This is a genomic window from Pseudomonas sp. JZ114, assembly GCF_051027705.1.
In the GTDB taxonomy this organism is placed as follows: Bacteria; Pseudomonadota; Gammaproteobacteria; order Pseudomonadales; family Pseudomonadaceae; genus Chryseomonas; species Chryseomonas luteola.
Map to the genome: position 1 here is coordinate 2,104,949 of NZ_CP069256.1, position 14,196 is coordinate 2,119,144.

General features: G+C 57.5%; 11 protein-coding genes. 9 read left to right on the plus strand and 2 right to left on the minus strand.

Annotated elements, in window-relative coordinates:
* The first annotated feature begins 18 nt into the window (after positions 1–18).
* From JQR90_RS09830 to JQR90_RS09855, 6 genes are all read left to right on the plus strand, one after another.
* Entirely contained in the window at positions 19–1,050 is a 1,032-nt protein-coding gene (locus JQR90_RS09830) for a Zn-dependent oxidoreductase (RefSeq protein WP_010798286.1), read from the plus strand.
* Positions 1,051–1,134: 84 nt separating this feature from the next.
* Positions 1,135–2,424: an MFS transporter gene (locus JQR90_RS09835; protein WP_010798287.1), complete on the plus strand. Its 1,290-nt coding sequence runs from the start codon at positions 1,135–1,137 to the stop codon at positions 2,422–2,424.
* A 10-nt stretch (positions 2,425–2,434) separates the two neighbouring features.
* Entirely contained in the window at positions 2,435–3,538 is a 1,104-nt protein-coding gene (locus tag JQR90_RS09840) for an Ldh family oxidoreductase (RefSeq protein WP_010798288.1), read from the plus strand.
* Complete coding sequence (locus JQR90_RS09845) at positions 3,531–4,988, plus strand: mannitol dehydrogenase family protein (RefSeq protein WP_010798289.1); 1,458 nt, start codon at positions 3,531–3,533, stop codon at positions 4,986–4,988. Before JQR90_RS09840 ends, JQR90_RS09845 begins: the two co-directional genes overlap by 8 nt.
* A gap of 11 nt (positions 4,989–4,999) precedes the next feature.
* A complete protein-coding gene (gene uxuA / locus JQR90_RS09850) occupies positions 5,000–6,178 on the plus strand; it encodes a mannonate dehydratase (protein WP_010798290.1) in 1,179 nt (392 codons plus the stop codon).
* Positions 6,179–6,196: 18 nt separating this feature from the next.
* Positions 6,197–7,756, plus strand: coding sequence for a UxaA family hydrolase (locus JQR90_RS09855; RefSeq protein WP_010798291.1), 1,560 nt, complete (start codon positions 6,197–6,199; stop codon positions 7,754–7,756).
* Between the two features lie 1,336 nt (positions 7,757–9,092).
* On the opposite strand, the gene JQR90_RS09860 is transcribed toward JQR90_RS09855, so the two are convergent.
* The gene (locus JQR90_RS09860; protein ID WP_010798293.1) at positions 9,093–10,661 is read right to left on the minus strand and encodes a sigma-54-dependent phenylalanine hydroxylase transcriptional regulator PhhR; all 1,569 of its coding nucleotides are present in this window, start codon (positions 10,659–10,661) and stop codon (positions 9,093–9,095) included.
* 278 nt (positions 10,662–10,939) lie between these two features.
* On the opposite strand from JQR90_RS09860, the gene phhA reads away from it, so the two are divergent.
* The 3 genes from phhA to JQR90_RS09875 are packed head-to-tail and all read left to right on the plus strand — an operon-like array spanning position 10,940 to position 13,298.
* Positions 10,940–11,725: a phenylalanine 4-monooxygenase gene (phhA, locus tag JQR90_RS09865; RefSeq protein ID WP_010798294.1), complete on the plus strand. Its 786-nt coding sequence runs from the start codon at positions 10,940–10,942 to the stop codon at positions 11,723–11,725.
* 17 nt (positions 11,726–11,742) lie between these two features.
* Entirely contained in the window at positions 11,743–12,105 is a 363-nt protein-coding gene (locus JQR90_RS09870; protein WP_010798295.1) for a 4a-hydroxytetrahydrobiopterin dehydratase, read from the plus strand.
* 41 nt (positions 12,106–12,146) lie between these two features.
* The gene (locus JQR90_RS09875; protein WP_051370253.1) at positions 12,147–13,298 is read left to right on the plus strand and encodes an amino acid aminotransferase; all 1,152 of its coding nucleotides are present in this window, start codon (positions 12,147–12,149) and stop codon (positions 13,296–13,298) included.
* Between the two features lie 30 nt (positions 13,299–13,328).
* Here the strand turns inward: JQR90_RS09875 and JQR90_RS09880 are convergent, their stop codons facing one another.
* Positions 13,329–14,117, minus strand: a complete 789-nt coding sequence (locus tag JQR90_RS09880) for an SDR family oxidoreductase (protein WP_010798297.1) — start codon at positions 14,115–14,117, stop codon at positions 13,329–13,331.
* Positions 14,118–14,196 lie beyond the last annotated feature (79 nt).

Consider the following 14,196-nt stretch of genomic DNA (forward strand, 5'->3'; position numbering starts at 1 on the left):
CCAGAGGAGTGGCAAATAATGAAAGCCTTTCAGGTACGGGCTCCCCATGAGTTCAGTCTGGCCCAGGTCGAGACACCAGTCGCTGCGCCAGGTGAGGTGGTGGTAGGCGTGGCGTATGCGGGTATCTGCGGTTCGGACATGCATATCATCCATGGGCAGAACGCATTCGTTCGGTTTCCACGGGTGACCGGGCATGAGTTTGCCGGTGTCGTTCAGGAGGTCGGCGAGGGTGTCGAGACGCTGAGCGTTGGCGATCGTGTGTGCGTCGATCCGGTCATCAGTTGCGGCACCTGCTACCCCTGTCGCATTGGCCGTTCTAATGTCTGTACCCATTTGCAAGTGATTGGCGTGCACCGCGACGGTGGTTTCAGCGAGCGCGTCAGTGTGCCAGCGGAGAACGCTCACAAACTGCCAGAGGGGATGCCGCTCAGCCATGCCGCCTTGGTGGAGCCGTATTCCATCGCGCTGAACGTGCTTGATCGCATGCAACCTCAGCCAGGCGACTCTGTACTGGTCTATGGCGCTGGCGTTATCGGGTTGACCATCGTGCAGATGGCGCGCGCCCTGGGACTTACCGACATCACTGTTACCGATGTGATTGATACGCGCCTGCAAACAGCCCGGGCGTTGGGCGCGACATGCACGATCAACGGGCAGGCACAGGATGTGGAGTCTGTCATGAAGGAGCAGACCGGAGGCGAGGGCGTACCGCTCATTGTAGATGCAGCCTGTATTCCTGCGTTGATGCCTCAAATAGTGCGGCTGGCGTCACCCGCCGGGCGGATTGGTCTTCTGGGTTTCAATGCAGCGCCCAGCGACCTGGTACAGCTGGAAATGATCAAGAAGGAATTGACGCTAGTAGGATCGCGGCTCAACAACCGCAAATTTCCACGGGTGATTGAGCTGATGGCGACCGGAAAGCTGAATGCGCAGGATCTGATCAGCCATCGCGTAGCCTTTGACGATATGCCTGAGGCCATTGATCTGATCGAAAGCCATCCTGAGCAGACGCGTAAGGTGTTAGTGGAGTTGATGCACGTGGCGGGTTAACTCGGACGGCCTTAGCCGTCTTTCCAATCGATACGCGCCCACCCGGGCGCCCTCACCGATAAATACAAGAAGCGGGAGGTTTCCATGTTTGGTCAAGGTCGTAGCCTGGTACTCGTCATGCTGTTTCTGGCGGGTGTCATCAATTATCTGGATCGCTCGGCATTGTCTGTGGCGGCTCCGTTCATTCAGAAGGACTTTGGGCTCAATGCCGGCGAGATGGGGCTGATCTTCAGCAGCTTTTTCGTAGGGTATGCAGCCTTCAACTTTGTCGGCGGCTGGGCGGCAGATCGTTACGGCGCCAAAACCACGCTGCTGGTAGCCATGGTGCTGTGGTCACTGTTCAGTGGCTTGACGGTGCTGGCCCTGGGCTTTGCCTCATTGTTCCTGATCCGCGTGCTGTTTGGCATGGGGGAAGGGCCGCTAAGCGTGACGACCAGCAAGATGGTGAACACGTGGTACGCGCCCGATAAGCGAGCACGCGTCTTGGGCGTTTCCATGGCCGGTACGCCGTTGGGTGGCGCCATTTCCGGGCCGGTGGTAGGCATCATTGCCGTCACCTACGGCTGGAAGGAGTCCTTTATCGTCATCATGATTATTGGCCTCGTATGGGCGGCGGTGTGGTTCAAGTTTATCAAGGCCAAGCCGGACGGTGCGGCAGCACGTGAAATCGAAGAGGGTGAACGGCTCACCGAGATTGCCAACGTGCCGACTCAGCCACTCCGGTATTACCTCAAGCAGCCTACCGTGCTGTTTACGGCGTTTGCCTTCTTCACCTACAACTACACGCTGTACTTCTTCCTGACCTGGTTCCCAAGCTACCTGACCATGGCTCATGGCATGAACGTGAAGGACATGAGCATCGCGACCGTCATTCCGTGGATTCTGGGATGCCTGGGACTGGCGCTGGGTGGCTTCGTGTCCGACTTCGTGCTCAAGAAAACCGGCCGGGTGATGTTCTCGCGCAAGGTGGTGCTGGTGGGGTGCCTGTTGTGCTGTGCGGTCTGCATCGGTTGCGCCGGGCTTGTTTCCACCATGTATAGCGCGGTAGCGCTGGTGGCGCTGTCTGTATTCTTCCTGTATCTGACCGGCGCTATTTACTGGGCCATCATCCAGGATACCGTACCGGCGGCACGGGTCGGTGGAGTAAGCGGCTTCATGCATTTCCTGGCCAATACCTCCGGCATCGTCGGACCAACCGTGACCGGTTTTATCGTCCAGTTTACCGGGGCATTTACCAGTGCCTTCCTCCTGGCAGGTCTTTTGACGGTTGTGGGTGCGCTGTGTGTGGCCCGTTTCGTCAAGCCTATTGCCCCTGTGCAGGCGGAGATGGCGCCATCGGTCGCTACGCCGTCAGTACTGGGCCGTTCCTCGTAAGGAGTTGCAGATGCAGTACACATGTGTAGAACAAGGGGCGCTTGAAGGATTCTGCCAGCAGGTCTTTAGAGCCCATGGTCTCGCCGCACCGGACGCCGAACTCGCTGCCCGAGTGCTGGTGAACTCCGACGCCCGGGGCATTCCTTCCCATGGCGTAGCACGTCTGCCGCGCTATGTGCGAGGGCTCAAGGCGGGCAGTATCCTGACAGATGCCAAACCGAAGCTGATTCATGAAACGCCGCTCTCGCTGGTGTTGGACGCCCAGGGCGGTATGGGCACCACGGTCAGCCAGCAGGCCATGGATGCCGTGATTGCCAAAGCCTGCGAGCACGGCGCGGGTTTCGCGACCGTACGCGATTCGAACCACTTTGGTATTGCCGCCTGGTACGCCATGCAGGCGCTGCCCCATGACCTGATTGGCATCGCCATGACCAACACGGCGGCACTTGGCGTTCCCACGCATGGTCGACAATGCATGTTTGGCACCAACCCGATCGCTTTTGCCGCACCGGCCGACAGGGAAAAGGCCTTTGTGCTGGACATGTCGACCACAGCCGTGACGCGCGGCAAGCTAGAAGTCTATGGCCGGCAGAACACACCGTTGCCCACTGGATGGGCTGCGGCACCGGATGGAGGCGATGCCCATGATGCCCCCAGTCTCCTGGAAAGCATGAACATCTATGCAGGCGGCGGGTTGCACCCATTAGGCGGTGCGGGCACCGAGTTTGGTGGCCACAAGGGCTATGGTCTTGCCGTGATGGTCGACATCCTTTGTGGCGCACTGGCGGGGCATGGGTTTGGCAGGCACCTGCACGATACGCCTGGGAGTACGGGGCGAGTGGGGCACTTTTTTGCTGCTTTTCGAATCGACCTGTTCCGTCCCGCGGATGAGTTTCGCCAAGCCATGGATCAGCTCTTGTCAGACCTGCGCACCTCGGAGCCTGCCGCAGGGCACGATCAGGTCTGGTACGCGGGACTCAAGGAAATCCAGGCCCAGGAAGCGGCATCGCGTGAGGGTGTGCCGGTTGAGACAGGGGTGATCGAATCCCTTCAAGCGCTGGGGGAAGCCTGTGGCGTTACTCTGGCAGGAATCAAGGAGCCTTCCCATGCGTGAAGTCGAGCGGTATCCCTCAACCTATCCAAAGCCGATCATCGGCATCGTGCATCTGGGCCTTGGTGCATTTCACCGAGCGCATCAGGCGGTCTACCTGGAGCGCACTCTGGCACGGCATGGTGGAGGCGAATGGGGTATATGCAGCGCCAACATTCGGTCCAACCGGGTACTTGTCGATCAGCTTCGTGCGCAAGGTTGTCGCTATCACGTGGCCGAATACCGCGACAGTGAGCACGTTGCCTTGCGGGAAATCGCGGCGCTGCAGGAGGTACTTTATGCCGGCGAAGACGGTGAAGATAAAGAAGCCTTGCTCGAACGAATGGCCGATCCGGCGACACGCATGGTAACGCTAACTGTGACGGAAAAAGGCTACTGCTTGAGTCCCGCCACTGGGCAGCTACGCGTAGATGACCCCAATATCGTCCATGATATTCGCACGCCTCATGCGCCGCGCACGGCCCCAGGTCTGCTGGTAGAGGCCTTGCGCCGACGTCATGCCCGTGGGATAGCCCCCTTTACAGTATTGTGCTGTGACAACATGCCGGACAACGGCCAGCGAACACGGCAGGCGGTAACGCAATTGGCGGCTGCCCAAGATGAACGACTGGCCGCCTGGATCAGTCAGGAGGTCGCGTTTCCCTGCAGTATGGTAGACCGCATTGTTCCGGCCATGACTGACGCCTCGTTCGAAACGTTGCGTCAGCTTGGGTGTGAGGACTCGGCAGCCGTTATCGGCGAAGCCTTCAGCCAGTGGGTGATAGAGGATCAGTTTCCTCAGGGGCGGCCCGACTGGGAGCAGGAGGGGGTGCAGATGGTAACGGATGTACGCCCATTCGAAACCATGAAACTACGCCTGCTCAATGGCAGCCATTCACTTTTGGCCTACGTAGGTGCACTGGTAGGTCATACCACGGTGTATGACGCCATGAATGATCCTGCACTGGTCAGACTCATCCGGCATTACATGAAGGACGAGGCCATGCCGACGCTGGAGATGCCGGCAGGAATCGACCTCAACGCCTATGCTGATGATCTGATAGCACGCTTTCGCAACGACAGCCTCCAGCACCGTTTGCATCAGATCGCTATGGACGGCTCGCAAAAGCTGCCTCAGCGCTGGCTCTCCGGCACGGAAGCACGGCTTGCTCAGGGAGGCGGAATCAGCTGCATTGCGTTTGGCGTAGCGGCCTGGATTGAGTACTGCTCCGGGCAGAGCAGCCAAGGGGCGCATGAGGTAAATGATCCGCTGCGTGACACCTTTGCTGAGTTGCATGCGCACCGGCAGGGAGGGGCACTGGTCGAGGCCTTTCTGGGACTTATGGACGTCTTTCCGGCGAGTCTGACCGAGCAGGAGGGGTTCCGGCAGGCCGTGCATCAAGCCTACCGTGTGCTGAGCACCCAAGGTATTGCCGCGGCGCTCGCAGAAGCGACGAACAATAATAATCACTGAGGAGCGAAGTCATGGAGCATACCTGGCGCTGGTTCGGCCCTAACGACCCCATCAGCTTGAGCGACATTCGGCAGACCGGCGCGACAGGCATCGTCACGGCCTTGCATCAGGTTCCCAACGGGGAAGTCTGGACAGTAGAGGCGATCAGTGAACGAAAGGCGATGATCGAGGCAGCTGGACTGACCTGGTCGGTGGTGGAAAGTATTCCCGTTCACGAGGATATCAAGCGAGGCTGTGGCCGCCGCGATGACTACATTGGCAACTACCAACAGAGCCTTCGCAATCTCGCGGCGTGCGGTATCGACATCGTCTGCTATAACTTCATGCCCATCCTCGACTGGACCCGTACGGACCTCGCATGGCCGCTGGAGGACGGCGGGTGGGCACTACGCTTTGATCAGGATGCATTTGCCGCGTTTGATCTCTTTATCCTCAAGCGTGAAGGCGCCGAGGCGGACTACACCGAGGACGATATCCAGCGGGCCCGTACCTATTTTGACAACCTGGACGACACCCGGCGCGATACGCTCGTTGCTACTTTGATTGCCGGTCTGCCAGGCGCTGAAGAGCACTATAGCCTGGATGATTTCAAAGGACTGCTTGCGACCTATGCGGACATCGACGCGGAGCAGCTTCGGGAAAACCTGGGCTACTTTCTCAAGGCCATTATGCCGGTGGCGGAGGCGGCGGGCGTACGCATGGCCATTCACCCCGACGATCCGCCACGGCCTCTTCTGGGCTTGCCTCGTATCGTGTCTACCGCACAGGACGCCCAATGGCTTCTTGATGCGGCACCCAGTCCGGCCAACGGGTTGACCTTTTGCACCGGATCCTACGGGGTGCGTGCAGATAACGATCTCGTTGCCATGGCTCGGCAGTTTGCGCCTCGCATCTATTTCACTCACCTGCGCTCGGTGAAGCGCGAGGCTGATCCGCGCAGCTTTCACGAAGCGCATCACCTGGCCGGAGACGCAGACATGGTCGGTGTGATCCGTGAGCTGGTTCTGGAAGAGCGTCGACGCGAACATGAGCATGGCCCCCGACTTCCCTTGCGGCCCGATCATGGTCATCAGCTGCTGGATGATCAGCATCGCCGTACCAACCCCGGCTATTCACTGATCGGCCGTCTCAAAGGATTGGCAGAGTTGCGCGGGGTAGAGCTGGCCGTGCGTCAATTACTGCAAAATTGACATTACCGTGAGAACGCCATGGAACTGATAACAAAAACAGGCGGGATCGATACCGCCAAAGCCGTGATTCGCCTCCACCCGCAGGACGACGTCCTCGTGGCTCTACAGCCGCTGCCGGCAGGGCTTGCCATCGTGGAGGAGCGCGTAACCCTCAGTCAGCCCATTCCCGCAGGCCACAAGTTCTCGGTGCGCCGGATTGATAGCGGGCAACCGGTGCGCCGCTATGGTCAGATCATCGGCTTTGCCACGACCCCTATCATGCCCGGCGAGCACATCCATGTTCATAACCTGGCGATGGGCGAGTTTGCCCGGGATTATGCTTTTGGAGAGGATGCCCACGTGCAGGCCTTTCCCACCGAGGGGCCAATGTTTCAAGGTATCGTCCGCCCGGATGGTCGTATAGCGACGCGCAACTACATCGGTATCCTGACCTCGGTAAATTGCTCGGCGACTGTAGCTCGGGCAGTGGCTGACTATTTTCGGCGGGATATCAATCCGGCCGCTCTGGCGCCTTATCCCAATGTGGATGGCGTCGTCGCGCTGACGCATACCTCCGGCTGCGCTGTGGATTCAGCAGGCGAGCCTCTGGCCATCTTGCGCCGCACCCTGGGCGGATATGCCGTCCATCCCAATTTCGCGGCGGTCATGGTGATCGGACTTGGCTGCGAAACCAACCAGATCGAAGGCATGATGGCGGCTCAGGGGCTGGAAGCGACCGCAACACTGCGTACGTTCACCATCCAGGATACGGGAGGTACGGCCAAGACCGTAGCCAAAGGCATTGCGTATGTGAAAGACCTCTTGAGCGAAGCCAATCGCATCGAGCGCCAGCCTGTGAGTGCCCGTCATTTGATAGTAGGCCTGCAATGCGGCGGCTCGGATGGCTACTCCGGTATTACCGCCAATCCGGCCCTGGGTAATGCGGTGGACCGATTGGTAGCCTGCGGTGGTACGGCTATCCTGTCCGAAACACCGGAAATATATGGTGCCGAGCATCTGCTGACCCGTCGGGCTACCAGCCGTGAGGTAGGCGAAAAGCTTATCGAGCGCATCCATTGGTGGGAAGAATATTGCCGACGCACGGGAGCGGAAATGAACAACAATCCGTCTGCAGGCAACAAGGCGGGTGGTCTTACGACCATTCTGGAAAAATCGCTTGGCGCGGTAGCGAAAGCCGGATCAAGTAACTTGATGGCTGTCTATGAATATGCCGAGCCGGTAAGGGCTCAGGGATTGGTATTCATGGACACGCCCGGCTATGACCCGGTTTCCGCTACCGGACAGGTTGCGGGAGGCGCAAATCTCATTGCCTTTACTACCGGACGGGGCTCGGCCTATGGATGCGCACCGGCGCCCTCGATCAAGCTTTCGACCAATAACGCCCTTTGGCAGCGTCAGGAAGAGGACATGGACATCAATTGTGGCGAAATCGCGACCGGTACGCTGACCATCGAAGCATCCGGAGCCGAGATTTTCGACAAAATGCTCAGGATTGCCTCGGGCGAGCGAAGCAAGAGCGAGCAGCACGGCTATGGGCAGAATGAATTCGTTCCCTGGCATATTGGCGCCATCACATAATCTGTTCGGCCGCACGGTGTGATCCTTCCTGTATCGGCACCGGCGTGTCAACCAACAGCCTGCCGACGCTGTCGTGTGAGGCATGCTGACGGTTGACCCCTTCAACCGCAGGGTCTATGGCATTCGGCGAGCGCAGCGTGCTGTTGTGTCTAGGGCGCATCGACTAATAACGCTCAAACGGCCTGCCTAATACCGGATAATTATGCCAACCCGAGGCTGGTACTGGACGCAGGACCGGCAAACCCTCTGGTTAACACAGGTAGGCCCTGGAGACACGATCGGCGGAATCGAGTGGAGCTCATCGGTAGATCCGCTCAATTCTCCAATCTATGTGTCGATCAACAATTCCTCAAATCAGAATCACACGTTGGCGCCTGATTTCCAGAAAAGCTGGAAGGGTGGTATGTGGTCCGCGCTGGATGCGACAACTGGCCGGATTCTCTGCCAAGTGCCTGCCACCGGTACCAATCCGGTGACGTCAAAATAGGCAGTCGGGTTAGGGCCGATGGCGTCGTCGCCGGGTCTGGTTTATGCCGGTTCGATGTCCGGTGACATGGTAGTGCTCGACGCAATACCGGGGCTACTATCTGGAAGTATGCGTCAGGTGGCTCGGTAGCCAGTGCGCCATCGATTATAAATGGTCAACTGTTCTGGGGCTCTGGCTATGGTCGCTTCAATTTTGGCAGGCCCTAATGACAAGCTTTATAAGTTCACGCCAGTCGGCTCCGCACCAGCTCCGCATTGATCAACGTACAAAGCCTCCTGTCTGACCGCAGGGGGCTTTTCAGATGAGAGCGCACGGCATGCTTTAATGTTGGTTTATATCTATAAATAACATTAAATTACATAAATAAGTTTTTGATTTATAGCGATTAAATCTTCTATTCGATCAGATTTGAACAGCTCTTTACGTAGCTACCCAGTATTTAAAAACCGTTCACTTAACGTTAGATATAGGATCAATTTTTTAGTTTAAATAATTGAAATTTAAGGATAAAATGTCCGGTGCAGTAGTCTGCCAAATTAGGATCTAGTAGTGCGTAAAGTACCTTGAGAGGTCGAAGCGTTCTGTCTCGCGCTCGAATCAAGTGACCCTTCAGGTTAAAGGCCGTCGAGTCCGCCGCGTCGTGCAACAGGGACTCGCTGATTAACCAATACTCAATCAACATGGCGTCTTTACCACCGGTTCGGACAGCTTCATGAAAAACCGGCCTACGTTCATCGGTTGTGGCTATGCTGAGTAAGCGTGGCCATCTTGTGGTTGCGGATACTATTCAGGCATTAACTGTGCAGATCGTGTTCGATCACCTGGATATTTCACACCGATTTTGGCTGTTTATCCTTGCGGCTCGGTAGGCTGCCCAATGCTGTATAACCGGAGCTTGTTGGCAATGGTGGTATGGGAGACGCCAAGTCGTTTTCCCAGTAAGCGGCTGCTGGGGTATTGGGTAATCAGCTGTTCCAGCACTGCCTTTTCGAATCGACCAACGATCTGGTCAAGATTACCGTCCAGCGTGAAGTGTCCCAGCGGTTGTGGGGTACCGTAATCCGGCAGGCGTATGTGCTCAGGTTTAACTACCTTGCCTTCGGCCAAGGAAACCGCTTGAAAGAGTGCATTTTCAAGCTGACGCACATTGCCAGGCCAGGGGTAATGGCGTAGTCGCTCGAAGGCGGCAGGGGCCAAAGGCTTGAGCGGGCAGCCGATCTGGCGGCTGGCTTGATCCAGAAAGTGTTCGACCAGCGGCTCCAGTCCATCCAGGCATTCCCGTAAGGGGGGGATGTGCAGCGAAAGCACATTGAGGCGATGGTACAGATCCTGGCGAAATTCGCCTTGTACGCACAGATCGGACAGATCCTGCTGGGTGGCGCAGATGACACGGACGTCCAGGTAGACCTCCTCGTCGCTACCCACCCGGCGAAAAATCCCATCTTGCAGAAACCGAACCAGTTTGGCTTGAAGGCGCAGACTCATCTCACCCACTTCATCCAGAAAAAGCGTGCCGCCGGCGGTAAGCTCAAGCAGTCCAAGCTTGCCCTCTGGCCGAGCCCCTTCAAATGCACCAGCGCTGTATCCAAACAGTTCCGTCTCAGCCATCGACTCGGGCAGACCCGCACAGTTGAGCACCATGAAGGGGGCTTGACCGCGAGGGCTTGCCAGGTGACAGGCCCGCGCCAGCAGTTCTTTGCCGGTACCGGTTTCGCCGGTAATCAGCAGCGGCGCATCAAGAGGAGCCATGCGTCGCGCCTCCCGGACGACAGCAGCCATGGACCTGGAGCTTTGGAAGATGCTGTCAAACCCTCGAAGCTCCTGCTTGCGTACCTGATAGATACGCTCGCCCACCTGGTCGGCACGGTGCAGCGTCAGTACGGCGCCCGCCAGGGCCTCGCTGTCGTCATGCCCGGTCTGCAGGGGGGTAATATCGGCGAGAAAGACATCGCCCTTGATCTGAATACGCAGACCGTTGAGCCGGGATTTGTTGGCACGAACCAGCTCAGGCAAGTCCAGCTCATCCACATATTTTGAGAGTGCCATCCCGGGCACCTCGTCCACTCGGGCACCCAATAGCTGTGCTGCTGCGCGGTTGGCTGCAACGATATGGCCAGCCATATCAATCGACAGCACGGGAAACTCCAACGCGCCGAGCAGCGTATTGAGTTCCAGGTGGCGACGCTCGCTGGGCATGAGGCTGATACGCCAGATATCGAACACACCGGGGATGGCCGCGAGCTTGGGTCGCAGTGCCTGGAATTGCAGATTGATCAGATTAGGGCAGTAGAGATAGACCGTATTGCCTTGGTCGCCTCCCACCTCGCCACGGGCCACGTTGATCCCGTAGTCAGCCAACAGATTGAGCATGTCGCGCAGAATGCCTACGCGGTTCTGACACAAAACTTTGATTCGCATCGAGCAGGCCCATTGTTGTGATTATGGCGGGCGGTGCAGCCGAATTTTTCAATGGGCCGCAAATTGAGTGTCAAGAATATGTGCCAGATAGGCCTTTTATCAAGTAAACCACACAGCCTGAAGTGAACCCTTAACAGTTTGCTGTAAAGATTTTCTTACGAATTATCCAGGCAACATATGCTGCCTTGATCTTTTACCCTTATACACACAGACCGCCTTCGCGCTATTGCTAGAGCCATACAACAAGACCCAGCGGCATCCGCCGTCAAGGAGGCTACATGAAAGGTACGCAGTACGTGGCGAGAAAACCGGATGAGTCTGGTTTTATTCATTACTCGGATGACGAACACGGTGTATGGAATACGCTGATCACCCGGCAGTTGAAGGTGATTGAAGGCAAGGCCTGCCAGGAATACCTGGACGGTATTACCCAGCTTGATCTGCCTATGGACCGCATACCTCAGTTGTCCGAAGTCAACCGCGTACTGGAACGCACCACGGGCTGGCGCGTGGCACAAGTGCCAGCGTTGATCCCTTTCGAGACGTTTTTCGCCTTGTTGGCTAGCCAGCAGTTTCCAGTCGCCACGTTCATTCGAACCCGGGAAGAGCTGGACTACTTGCAGGAGCCCGATATCTTCCATGAAATCTTTGGCCATTGTCCGCTGCTGACCAATCCCTGGTTTGCCGAATTCACCCATACCTACGGCAAGTTGGGGCTCGCTGCCTCCAAGGAAGAGCGCATCTTCCTGGCGCGCCTGTACTGGATGACCATTGAGTTTGGACTGGTGGATACGCCGATGGGACGTAAGATCTATGGAGGCGGTATCCTGTCATCGCCCAAGGAGACGGTGTATTCGCTTTCGGCCGAACCGGAGCACCTGCCGTTCGACCCCATCGAGGCCATGCGTACCCCGTATCGAATCGATATTCTGCAACCCGTCTATTTCGTGTTGCCTGAACTCAAGCGGCTATTCCAGGTCGCTCATGAAGACATCATGGGCATGGTTCGCGAGGCCATGCAGCTCGGGCTTCACAAACCCCGCTTTTCGCCCAAAGCAGCCTGATATTACAAGGAGAAGACATGACTGCTACCGCTCTGAAACAAGGCCACTGCGAAGCCTGTAGCGCCGATGCCCCCAAAGTCAGCGAAGAAGAGCTGGCGGAGCTGATTCGGCAGATTCCGGACTGGAGCATTGAAGTGCGTGACGGAATCATGCAGCTCGAAAAGGTCTTCCGCTTCAAGAATTTTCGCCATGCGCTGGCGTTCACCAATGCCGTTGGCGCTATTGCTGAGGAAGAAGGGCATCATCCCGGCCTCTTGACCGAATGGGGCAAGGTGACGGTGACCTGGTGGAGCCATTCGATCAAAGGACTTCATCGCAACGATTTCATCATGGCGGCCCGCACGGACGAGGTGGCGGCTACAGCGGAGGGGCGCAAGTGAGCCATTTTAAGACGGTCGACTGGGTAGCCGGCGACCCGATCATGGGGCTGCTTGAAGCGTTTCGAGCCGATCCTAACCCCGCCAAGCTGGATCTGGGCGTAGGCGTATATAAGGATCGGCAAGGCCTTACTCCCATTCCCAAAGCCGTCAAACTGGCGGAGCAGGCATTGATTGGCAGCGAACAGACCAAAAGCTATGTTGGCGGCCACGGCGATGTGAGCTTCGGGACCTACCTGCTGCACCTTGTTCTAGGTGCACATAGCGCGGTGATCGATGACAAACGGGCCGGCTGTACCCAGACCGCCGGTGGTACAGGAGCCCTGCGGCTAACAGGGGAGTTCATTGCGCAGTGTCTGCCAGGCAAGGGCGTCTGGTTGAGTCAGCCAACCTGGCCGATTCACGAAACGCTGTTCAGGGCCGCCGGGCTCGCCGTGCAGCATTACCCCTATGTGGGGGCAGATAACCGTCTTGATGTAGCCGGTATGCTCGAAGCCATGCGGCAGATTCCCAAAGGTGACGTCATCCTGTTGCACGCCTGTTGTCATAATCCGACTGGCTTCGATTTGAGTCGGGCCGATTGGCAGCAGGTATTGGGGATCGTAAAGGAGCGCGAGCTGCTGCCCTTGTTCGACTTTGCCTATCAGGGGTTTGGCGACGGGTTGGAAGAAGACGCCTGGGCTGTCAGGTTATTTGCCCAGGCGTTGCCAGAGCTTTTGATTACCAGCTCCTGCTCGAAGAACTTTGGTCTGTACCGTGAACGTACGGGAGGGCTGATCGTGGTGGCGGAAGATGCAGATCGTCTTCTGGCCATACGCAGCCAGCTCGCCTCGATTGCCCGTAATCTTTGGTCTACGCCACCTTCCCATGGTGCGGCGGTCGTGGCCGAGATCCTGGGTACTGCTTCATTGCGCACAATGTGGGAGGAAGAAGTCAATGCCATGCGCACGCGTATCACGAGCTTGCGCAAGGGACTGGTCGAAGCACTGATCCCCTTTGGCTTGAACGAGCGCTTTGCTCATATTGCCGTGCAGCGCGGTATGTTCTCGTATACAGGACTCACCGCTGAGCAGGTCGCACAGCTCAAGGCGCGTTATAGCGTTTATCTCGTCAGTAGCGGCAGGGCCAATGTCGCCGGGCTGGACGAGAGCCGGCTTGATGAGCTGGCACGTGCGATTGCCGAGGTCTCTCGGTAGCGGAAAAGCCGGCAATCGCCGGCTTTTCTTTCAGAACGTGCCCTGGTAATGCCCACCATCGAGCAACACGTTCTGGCCGGTCATGTAACTCGCATGTTGGCTGCATAGAAAAGCACACACCGCACCGAATTCATCTGCCGTGCCGAAGCGTCTGGCGGGGATCGTCTGTAATCGCTGCTGAACGATATCTGCTACCGGCTTGCCAGTGGACTGTGCAGAACGCTCCAGCGTGTTCTGTAGCCGATCGGTATCGAAAGAACCTGGCAGAAGGTTGTTGATCGTAACGTTGCGCTCCGCCAGACGAGCCTGACGCGCAAGCCCGGCGACAAACCCCGTCAGGCCGCTGCGTGCGCCATTGGATAATCCTAGAATATCGATAGGCGCCTTGACGGCAGAGGACGTGATATTCACGACACGACCGAATCCTCGCTCCGCCATGCCATCAACGGTTGCCTTGATCAGCTCGATGGGCGTCAGCATATTGGTCTCGACGGCGCTCAGCCAGTCCTCCCGCGTCCAGTCACGAAAGTCTCCCGGCGGAGGTCCGCCTGCGTTGTTCACAAGGATGTCGACCTGTGGACATTGAGTCAGGAGTGCCTGTCTGACGTTTTCATCACTGATATCGCCTGCGACACAGCGGACCTCAATAGCAGGATTGAGCGAGCGTAGAAATGTGGCGGTCTCCTCCAGTGCTTCAAGGCCGCGTGCATTGATTACCAGGTTGACGCCTTCCTGAGCTAACGCGCTGGCACAGCCTTTACCCAGCCCCTTGCTGGCAGCACATACCACTGCCCAGCGTCCCGAAATGCCTAAATCCATTGCTCTTCCTCCGGTTGCGAACACGCAAGATCGGAGCATTAGGCTACAGCGGGAGGGAAAAGTTGATACAGAGGAGGAG